Here is a 10,395-nt window from a genome sequence, read left to right as displayed (position 1 = left end):
TTTTATACACATAACTAAGTGATAGTGTAACAAAAATACTGAATGATTATTACTATCTAATTTCATTGTAATTACTTCCTTTCAGTTTTTGCTACTGATTTTATAATACAATACATTTTTGAAAATCAAGTAAAATAAATAACCTATCGGTTAGGTTTACATCCTCCACCTCCTATGGCGAGGAAAAGGAATTTCGCCATAGGAGGTTAAATTTATTAGAAGATGGTTCTAAAAACTAATTTACTTATGCTCAATTGTTTTTCCTGAAGACATAGCATTGCGTTCTTGAACTAAATTTTCTATTAAATTATTTAATGTCCAATCAATAGATGTCTCAGTTACCATTGCTGTAAAAGGTCTATTTATTCTTACTTTTTTCAATCCTTCTAAAAATGCATTTACTTGTGTACTGGAAATATTATTAAATATTACAGACTTACTTTTAATTCCATTATCACATTCACTTGATATATTCCCATCCAAAATGTCTCTTACTATGTTTTCACCATTTTTATCACTTAAAATGATATGGTCTCTTATTCCAGCAAAATTACTAACATTTTTAATTAATGATAATTCTTTTTTATTAAAATTTACAAACATAATACACTTCCTGCTGTGTATTTTATCTAGATTATTATTATTTATTTTTTCAAATGACATTTTATCCATCCTTTCATTTATCTATATATTTTAATTTACCCTATCTATTTAAAATAATCAATTTTTACAGATAATTTTTATATTAATACCCCAAATTACATATAACTAATTCAACTATCCAAAACTAATATATAAAATTAGAATAATTAGATTAATATTTACAAATTATAATCTAAAGGAGAGATATGATACCATGAAGACACTACTAAACAAGAATTTTAGCATTAAAAACTTTTCATCTGCTTGGATTATAGTACTTGGTTGTATGTTGATACAAGCTATACCATTTAGTATTGTAGCAAGTATACAGCCCCAGTTTATAAGTTATGTTGTAGAAGGAGAAGGTTTTAGCTTAGCATCTTTTTCTCTAATATTTACTTTTGGTACTATTGCTTCAGCAATTGCATCACCATTTATAGGTAAATTATTTTCTAAGGTCAATATTAAGATATTATATTTATTAGGCTGTATAATTTCTAGCATTGCTTTTGCTACATTTTCTATATGTACTGAACTATGGCAATTTTATACGGTATCATGCATTGTACAAATTGGAGCTACAATTATATCTGCGATAGGAATACCAATTTTAATAAGTGCTTGGTTTGATGAAAAAAGTAAAGGAAAAGCTATGGGATTTGCTTTTGCTGGTGGCTCTATTGGTAGTATATTTCTACAACAACTTGTAGTTCGCTCATTAGCATCTCAAGGATACAGCCGTTCTTATCTAATATTTGGGATTGTAGCACTAATAGTTGGTATACCTGTAACATTATTTATGCTTAAAATGCCTAAAGATACTAATGAGAAAATAAGCTCTAAAATAAAAAATGACAAAACATCTAATAAAAATTCCCCTTCAGTATGGGGTTATACATTAAAAGAAGCTAGAAAGAATAAATATTTTTGGATTATGACAATTGGATTTGCTTTTGTAGGTATATATGTTTCATCATTATCTGTACAATATCCAACCTACCTTAGAAATTATATAAATCCAATTTTAATAGGAACAGTAGGTTCTACTTTTGCCTTATTTGCTCTTATTGGTAATTTATTTGGAGGATTATTATTTGATAAATTTGGTCAGATAAAAACACTGATTATATCTTTTATATTTGTACTTATGGCTACTTTATCACTACTATTTGTTGATACATCTGCTAATCTTGCATTTGTATTTGCTATTTTAAAGGGTCTTTCTGTATTTGCTTATATGATTGGACCTGCTTATTTAACAGGCACTTTCTTTGGTCAAAAGGAGTTTGGCAGTATTTTTGGGATTGTTCAGTTAATTTTTGCAATTGGATTTGCACTTGGTTCAACATTATTTGGATTACTCGTTGATAATTTTGGTTATAAATTCTCTTGGTCTATTATAATTTTATCAGTTATAGTCGCTTATGCTTTACTTATCACAGCTTCTATGGGAATGGCAAAGCTAAATAAGGATAGGTTAGATAAGTTAGCACAATAATTAATTCTTAATTTCTATAAAAATTATACAAAAAAGATGGAGGCTCTAATAACAACTAGAACTCCATCTTTTTATTAATTATATTATAATATAGCTAACTTTCTTTTATTTTTAACAGTGTTATCTATATCCTCATCTTTAACTATAGTAAATGCTTTTGTTGGACATACATTTACACATGCTGGTCCTTCTGGTGAATCTATACAAAAATCACATTTGTTTGCTGTCATTCTTTCTCTAAAGCAAAGCTTTCCTTTATCTACATCTTTTAGTGTAACTATATCTATCGCTCCTATAGGACATGCCAGCATACAAGTCTTACATCCTATACAATTTTCTTCATTTATTTTTATTGTATTACCCACCCTAACTATACCTCCATTTGGACAGGCCTTTGCACAAGGAGCATCTTCACAATGTCTACATTGTATTGGAGCACTAACTTCCTTTGTTTTTATGACAGAAAGTTTTGGGTTAAAGTTTATCTCATCTGGACTTTTGTAAAAAATATCTTCATCTGAATGTGCAACCACACATCCTATCATACAAGTTCTACATCCTATGCACTTATCAGGGTCTGCTATAACAAAATAATTCATTACTTAGCCACTTCCTTTCCTATACAATATGTAGTGTGTAATAAATGATGAGATTTTTCTCCTAATGGCTCTACTAGATATTCATCATATAATTTTTTGATGTCAGGATTTTCATGAGATTTTCTAATTGCCAAGTGTTCGTCATGCACATATGTTGCTTTTGTTCTATTTTCATAGGCTAAGTCTTTATATTCTTCTAGTAAAATTTTTGGCTGACCTCCACCACTTACACATCCAACAGGACAAGTCATAACCTCTATAAAATCTATATCCAACTTTCCTTTTTCTAAATCTTCAAGTACTGGTATTACATTTTTCAGTCCACTTACTACACCAACTCTTAAGTCTAAATCTCCTACCTTAATAGTTGATTTTCTAAAACCACTTTCTCCTCTTACTTGTTTTACTTCTACATTAGGTATACTTTCTCCAGTTATAAGCTCATAACCTGTTCTTATAGCTGCTTCCATAACTCCACCAGTAACACCAAATATAGTTCCAGCTCCACTGTAACTACCTAAAGGGCTGTCAAACTTTTCTTCTCCTAAATTTTTAAAATCAATTCCCATGTCTTTTATTAGGTAAGCTAGCTCTCTAGTAGTTAACACTACATCTACATCTCTATATCCACTAGAATCCATCTCTTCTCTATCACATTCATACTTTTTACATGTACATGGCATTATAGAAACACTAAATATTTTAGATGCATCCACATTATTTATTTCTGCGCCATATGTCTTAAATATTGCACCACCCATCTGCTGAGGTGATTTACAAGAAGATAAGTGATTAGTTAATTTAGGATAATTTTTTTCTATAAATTTAACCCAAGCTGGACAACAAGATGTAAACATTGGAAGAGTTCCACCTTCTGTAACTCTCTTAATTAACTCACTACCTTCTTCCATTATAGTTAAATCCGCTGCGAAATTAGTATCATAAACTCTATCAAAATTTAATGCTCTAAGTGCTGCTGCCATTTTTCCAGCACCTAAATATCCTAGATAGTATCCAAAATCCTCTCCTAAAGCTACTCTAACTGCTGGTGCACATTGAACCATGGTAAATACATCTGGGTCACTCAAAGCTTTTTTTACCCTATCTACATCACATACATTATGTGCTGCGAATATAGGTTCATTTATTGATTCTGGTATTTTTCGTTCTTGTTTTTTATCTTTCAAAAACTCAAATCCTTCATCTATAACTGAAGCATAAGATTTACAAATTTGAACACATTGACCACACATAACACATCTATCTAAGTTTATTTCTTGTGGTTTTCCTTCTTCCCCCTCAATAGCATTTACTGGACATACCTTTGAACATTCTCTGCATCCAGTACATAAATCTTTATCTATATTTATTATCATAAACGTCACCCCTTTATCCTTTATTTATTTGTCAACAATAAGCTAAGTGCAGCTTGTCTATTCTTAGCTTTTTTGTCATCTATTGGAGTAACAAGTTTTAATGCATCTTGAGGACATGCGCTTATACAAGCTATTTTTTCGTTGTCTTTACATAAATCACACTTATATGCTATTTTTTTATTTTCTTCCAAAATTACTTGTTCTACTTCTTTCCCATCTTTATATTGTGGAAGTAAATCTATAGCTCCAAAAGGACATGCTAGGAGACAAGTTTTACACCCTATACATTTTTCTTCATTAACAAACATGACGTTGTTCTCTTTGTTTATAGCTTTTTGTGGACATGAATTTAGACAAGGAGCATCTTCACAGTGTCTACATTGTATTGGCATACAGAAAGTATCACCTTTTACTAAATAAAGTCTAGGTATAACTGGTATGTCAACTGTCCCAACCGTATATCCTACATTATTATGTTGGTTATGCATCGTAAAACAAGCTACTTCACAAGTTCTGCAACCAGTACATTTACTTGGGTCTGCTATTACAAAAGAGCCTATTTTATTATTCATATTATCCCACCTTTCAATTTGTATATTTCTAAGTCCCTAGTTATTTTTATTATATATATTTATATATTTTAGTGTTTTTTCAATACTTATATTTCGCTTGCAATTTTTACACAAATTATACTTATTGGCATATACTTTGTCAGTATCATCAATTACTACTCCACACACTTCACATCTTGAATATTTTTTCTCTTCTTTATTAGCACACATACGCTTCAGTCTCACTTTTTGATAACTCTCTGTGAATTTGCATAGATATTCATTCGTCTTCCTCTTACAAATCCAATAAGAGTTATATTTAATTTTTTAGAAAGCTCTATTGATAAATTAGTTGGTGCTGATTTTGATATTACAATAGGGATTTGAGTCATAGCTGCCTTTAGTATCATCTCTAAAGATATTCTCCCACTTACAACTACAGTCTTATTTTTTAATGATATTTCATTTAAAACACAAAATCCTATTGCTTTATCCATTGCGTTATGCCTTGCTACATCTTCACAGGTCACTATTTTTTTATCATTATCAAATATGGATACACTGTGTACTCCACCCGTATTTTTAAATAATTCTGACGAATTTAAGTTTTTATCCATTATACTGTAAATCTCATCATAATTTATTTTTATATTACTCTCTACAGGAGTACACCTTATATAGTCTAGTGAGTTTAAAAATATAATTTGTTCCTCTTCATCATCATGTTTCTCTTGAATAGTTACTTTTGTAACCCGTTCCTTATCATTTATTTCTATATCTAATATGTCTTTTTTATTTTCTATATATCCCTTTGTTCTCAAAAAACCAACTACAAGCTCTTTTAAATTATATGGTGTACATAAAAATGTATTTATGTATTTATCATTTAAAATAAAGCTAAGTGGATATTCTGCAATTATTTCTTCATATTCATTAGATAAATTATATTCATTTATTTTGCTTATTTCTAACTTAAAAGAATTCATGTATTTATAATCTACCAAACTATAACTGTTTTCAAAAACTTCATCTTTACTATTTTCTTGTGACTTAGTTTTTGAGTATATATTCTCCATAAGATATTTACCCTTTCGCCTTCTATAAACCCTCAATCTAATAACTACTAAACATTTGTGGCAGTCATTTTATCTTTAAGACTTTGATATTCTTCTCTTACACATTTCTCTGCTAACTCTTGGTCATCAAGTTTTTCAAGTTTAACAGCACAATACTTGTATTCTGGTGTTTTAGATATAGGGTCTAAATTTGCTATTGTAAGCTCGTTACAAGCTCCAACCCACCACTGATAAGTCATATATGTCGCTCCTTCTTTAACTCTATCAGTTACTGTTGCTCTTGTGATTACACTTCCCCTTCTTGAACTAATTCTAACTAATTCATCATCTTCAATTCCTAATCTATCTGCATCATTACAATTTATTTGAACACGGCCTGGCTCATCTTCTAATGAACTAAGTGTTCTACAGTTACCAGTCATAGTTCTTACTGAATAATGACCAACTTCTCTTACAGTACATAAACTAAATGGATATTCATCATCTTCAACTTCCATAGGAGGTCTCCATTCTGCAGCAAATAAATTACCTCTTCCATTAGGAGTAGAGAATTTTTGTCCTTCATATAGATACATAGTTCCTTTGTCTTCCATGCTTTCACTCTTACAAGGCCACTGAACAGAACCTTGAGCCTCTATTTTTTCATAAGTAGCGCCTAAGAAATTTGGACATAATGCTCTAAGTTCATCCCATATTTCTTTAGTATTTTTATAGTTCATAGGATATCCCATTGCTGTAGAAATTTCACTTATAATTTGCCAGTCTGGTTTTACATCTCCTTGTGGCTCTATAGCTTTTCTCATCAATTGGAATCCTCTATCTGCACATGTATATACTCCATCATGTTCGCCCCAAGAAGTAGCTGGAAGTATAACATCAGCATGAAGAGCTGTCTTATTCATAAATATATCTTGAACAACAACAAACTCTAACTCGTCTAAAGCCTCTCTAACTTCTGATGCATCTGGGTCACTTTGTACTGGGTCTTCCCCAAATATATAATAAGCTTTAAGCTTCTTCTCTTTTAACACTAAATTTGGAACTTGAGTTAAACTATATCCATTATTAGGAGATAACTTTACTCCCCAAGCATTTTCAAATTTTTCTCTTATCTTATCATCAGTTACATTTTGATAACCAGGATATACATTAGGAAGAGCTCCCATATCACAAGCTCCTTGAACATTATTTTGTCCACGTACAGGCCCTATTCCAACGCTTTCTCTACCAAAATTGCCTGTAAGTAGAGCAATTGAGGCAAGCCCTTTAACTACATCAACAGCTTGACCAAATTGACAGACACCCATTCCATAAAGTATCATGGCCTTCTTACCTTTTGCATATTCTCTCATAGCTCTTCTTATAAGCTCTTCTGGAATTCCTGTCATCTTCTCAGCATATTTAGCTGTATATGGTTTAACAATTTCTTTGTACTCATTAAATCCTTGTGTATGGTTTTGAACAAAGTCTTTATTGTAGAGACCTTCTTCTATTAAAACGTTTCCAAAAGCATTTACTAAAACCATATTTGTTCCACCCTTTATAGGTAGATGTATATCAGCAATTCTTGCAGACTCAGTTAATCTAGGGTCAGTAACAATTAACTTAGCTCCATTTTTCTTAGCTTTAATTATTCTATTTGCAACTATTGGATGTGAATCTGCTCCATTATATCCAAATATAAATAAAACATCTGCGTTTTCTATTTCTGGTATAGAATTAGACATTGCACCACTACCTAATGAGTAAGCCAGACCGGCTACAGATGGTGCATGTCAGACACGAGCACAATGGTCAACATTATTGGTTCCTATTGTAGCTCTCATAAATTTTTGCATTATATAGTTTGCTTCATTACCAGGTCCTCTTGCAGAACCAGTCCCCATAATAGAATCAGGACCATATTTTTCTTTAATTTCGTTTAATCTTGAAGCTGTATAACTTATAGCTTCATCCCATTCAACCTCTTCTAGCACACCTTGTTTTCTTATCATTGGTTTTTTTAGTCTAGGTGTTAAAATTTTAGGGTCATTTAGAAAATCCCATCCATAACGACCTTTTAAACATAAACTTCCTTGATTTGTTCTACCATCAGCTGGCTCTGCTCTTAATATCTTGTTATCTTTTACTACTAGATATAATTGGCATCCAGCTCCACAGTATGGACAAACTGTTAAAATTTTCTTCTCCATACATTTCCCCCCTTAGATTTATCCCCTGATGAGTAAAATTTACCTTAAAGATAATGAAGTATTTTTATAATATGCAAAATTTACAAATATTTTGCAATATTATCTATTAAATTCAACAATTTTCTCACAATTCCTTTTAAATTTCAAAAAAAATATGTCATAATAATTCTTATATTTTAATCATCTAATTAAAATATTATAGTTCTTATGACATATTTTTTAATATATGCTTATTTAGATTTATCTAATTTTCACTTAAAACGGCATTTCTACCAATTCTATTTTTCATTCTATAGTGAGTGATTACAGTAAAGATACCACTTCCAATCAGAATCAAATAGTACATAAATCCACCATATAAAAATACTGCATAACCCATTAGAGGTTGAGGGAATACTGATTTAAATATAGTGAAAAATGCTAATTCATTAGCTCCTACATTACCAGGTGTTGGTATTGGTGATATTGCCATATATAAAAAAGCTTGTAGTGTTAATATATAAATATAGCTATAACCTTGTAAATTAAATGCTTTATATATCCAAAAAGAAACACTAAAGTAAGCACTTAATTGAATAAAAGTCACTATAATAGTTAAAATCAATACTTTTTTATTTTTAGCAAAAAAACTTATTGCTTTACTATAATCATCTATAAAATTTTCTATAGAGTCTACTTTACTCTCTAGGAATCTTAAAAACTTAATTTTTGCTAAATACTTTATTGAAACTCTCATAAAATATTTTATTTTTTGAGGATTTAAAATAACTAAAATTATCATAATTAAAACAAATGAATTAATTGCTATTCCTAGAAACACTAAGGGCATGATTACTTTCATTTGTTTTTCTAGCATAGCTAGATTCATTAATACTAATATTGTGCAATAAACAGTAACTACTATTTGAAAAATAATAGACTTATTTGTAACAACTGCACTTGCTTTACTAAGTGGCATTTTGCATTTTTTAAGTACATATATCTGTACTGGTTGGCTTCCTGAAGCAAATGGAGTTATTAGATTATAATAAAATCCCATAATGGCTAGCTTGAAACCAATAAATCTAATATTGACTTTGTGAGTACTTTCTATAATTATCTTCATTACTAATCCTTCAAGCATTATGTGAGACATTATTGCCAGAGCCCCTACAAATAAAAACTTTTTATCTACCATAGTTATAACATTTGATAACATCTTAATATCTAATGTTTTAAATACCAAGTAAATTGTTATACCTATTAGTAAAAATAAAAATGTATACTGTAGTAAGCTCTTCCTAATATTTTTTAGTTTATCCATTAGAAAAACCATCCTTTGCTCAAGATTTATATTAAACACCATATTATTAGTATACACTACTAATATTAATATTTTATAACAAAATACCTTACAATTTTGTCATTTACAAAAAATATTAATCTATAAATTAAATTTTAATATATAGATTAATATTTTACAAACATTTTGTAGATATATACAGTATTTGCACTGAGTATTATACCCACTTATATCCTATCCCCCATACAGTCTCTATTGTATAAATATCATAAGATTTAAACTTGCTTCGTATATTTTTTATGTGTTCTGTAATAACACTTATATCACTTTCTCCATCAAATCCATATACATGCTCATATATTCTTTCTTTTGAAAAGACTTGTCCCTTATTTTTTGCTAGAAATTCACATATTAGATACTCACTCTTAGTAAAATTTATCTTATTATTATCAACAGAAATTTCTTTTCCCAAAAAATTAAATTGAACATTTGATATAGTTAATGAATTTTTTTTCTCTCTATTTTCTCTTCTCAAATGAGCATTTATTCTGGCTCTTAACTCACCTACACCAAAAGGCTTTGTAATATAATCATCAGCCCCTATACCAAGACCATACATAACATCACTTTCCATATTTTTAGCTGTCAAAAACAATATTGGGCAATCAACCTTATTTCTTATATTTTTACATACTTCAAAACCATCCATTTTAGGCATCATTACATCTAATATTATTAGATTAAAAGGATTATAGTCAATATCAAGAATATTTTCTACATCACTAATTACCTTTACTTCATGCCCATCTCTCTTTAATATATTTTCAATTAACTTTAACATATCTAATTCATCATCTACTACTAGTATCTTAGACACACTAACACCTCCATTACATGTTTAATTACACTTTAATTTATATATTTAATTATATCTTTATAAATTTATATAAAATCTCATACTATTATATTATAACTTACAACGATTAATTAATATTTTACAACAAAATCATTTTAACACTTCAAACATAAAAATTTTATATTTTAAACGCTTAATATTTATTTTACAATAAAATTGCCGAAAAGCCCCCTTCTTTAGATGTGAGGATGAAAGGCAAGGTCTTAATATAAATAAAAGTCAGAATAATACTTGCAACCTAACACTACGAATGATAGATTATG

At 29.5% G+C, this 10,395-nt stretch carries 10 protein-coding genes; 1 reads left to right on the top strand and 9 read right to left on the bottom strand.

What is annotated here, in order from left to right:
* Window positions 1-240: 240 nt before the first annotated feature.
* A complete protein-coding gene (locus tag KGF46_RS19445) occupies window positions 241-663 on the bottom strand; it encodes a DUF3783 domain-containing protein (protein ID WP_227828269.1) in 423 nt (140 codons plus the stop codon).
* 193 nt (window positions 664-856) lie between these two features.
* Here KGF46_RS19445 and KGF46_RS19440 point away from each other — a divergent pair, with 193 nt between their 5' ends.
* Window positions 857-2,140 carry a conjugated bile salt MFS transporter gene (locus KGF46_RS19440; RefSeq protein ID WP_227828268.1) on the top strand — a complete coding sequence of 428 codons (1,284 nt, stop codon included), beginning with the start codon at window positions 857-859 and terminating at the stop codon, window positions 2,138-2,140.
* 83 nt (window positions 2,141-2,223) lie between these two features.
* Here the strand turns inward: KGF46_RS19440 and KGF46_RS19435 are convergent, their stop codons facing one another.
* The 8 genes from KGF46_RS19435 to KGF46_RS19400 all read right to left on the bottom strand — a co-directional run bounded on the left by KGF46_RS19435 (window position 2,224) and on the right by KGF46_RS19400 (window position 10,093).
* Window positions 2,224-2,739, bottom strand: coding sequence for a 4Fe-4S dicluster domain-containing protein (locus KGF46_RS19435; protein ID WP_227828267.1), 516 nt, complete (start codon window positions 2,737-2,739; stop codon window positions 2,224-2,226).
* Window positions 2,739-4,115 (bottom strand): [FeFe] hydrogenase, group A, encoded by a 1,377-nt coding sequence (locus KGF46_RS19430; RefSeq protein ID WP_227828266.1) that lies wholly within the window; start codon window positions 4,113-4,115, stop codon window positions 2,739-2,741. The genes KGF46_RS19435 and KGF46_RS19430 overlap by 1 nt, the downstream gene beginning before the upstream one ends.
* A gap of 20 nt (window positions 4,116-4,135) precedes the next feature.
* A complete protein-coding gene (locus KGF46_RS19425; RefSeq protein ID WP_227828265.1) occupies window positions 4,136-4,687 on the bottom strand; it encodes a 4Fe-4S dicluster domain-containing protein in 552 nt (183 codons plus the stop codon).
* A 36-nt stretch (window positions 4,688-4,723) separates the two neighbouring features.
* A complete protein-coding gene (locus KGF46_RS19420; RefSeq protein WP_227828264.1) occupies window positions 4,724-4,897 on the bottom strand; it encodes a hypothetical protein in 174 nt (57 codons plus the stop codon).
* An 11-nt stretch (window positions 4,898-4,908) separates the two neighbouring features.
* Window positions 4,909-5,742: a formate dehydrogenase accessory sulfurtransferase FdhD gene (fdhD, locus tag KGF46_RS19415; RefSeq protein ID WP_227828263.1), complete on the bottom strand. Its 834-nt coding sequence runs from the start codon at window positions 5,740-5,742 to the stop codon at window positions 4,909-4,911.
* A 47-nt stretch (window positions 5,743-5,789) separates the two neighbouring features.
* Complete coding sequence (gene fdhF / locus KGF46_RS19410; protein ID WP_227828262.1) at window positions 5,790-7,934, bottom strand: formate dehydrogenase subunit alpha; 2,145 nt, start codon at window positions 7,932-7,934, stop codon at window positions 5,790-5,792.
* Between the two features lie 244 nt (window positions 7,935-8,178).
* The gene (locus KGF46_RS19405) at window positions 8,179-9,237 is read right to left on the bottom strand and encodes a lysylphosphatidylglycerol synthase transmembrane domain-containing protein (RefSeq protein WP_227828261.1); all 1,059 of its coding nucleotides are present in this window, start codon (window positions 9,235-9,237) and stop codon (window positions 8,179-8,181) included.
* 196 nt (window positions 9,238-9,433) lie between these two features.
* Window positions 9,434-10,093 (bottom strand): response regulator transcription factor, encoded by a 660-nt coding sequence (locus KGF46_RS19400; protein WP_227828260.1) that lies wholly within the window; start codon window positions 10,091-10,093, stop codon window positions 9,434-9,436.
* Between the last annotated feature and the right edge of the window lie 302 nt (window positions 10,094-10,395).

The sequence above is a fragment of the Clostridioides sp. ZZV14-6153 genome, assembly GCF_020657855.1.
Lineage (GTDB): Bacteria > Bacillota > Clostridia > Peptostreptococcales > Peptostreptococcaceae > Clostridioides.
This window is presented reverse-complemented; position numbering and strand designations above follow the sequence as displayed.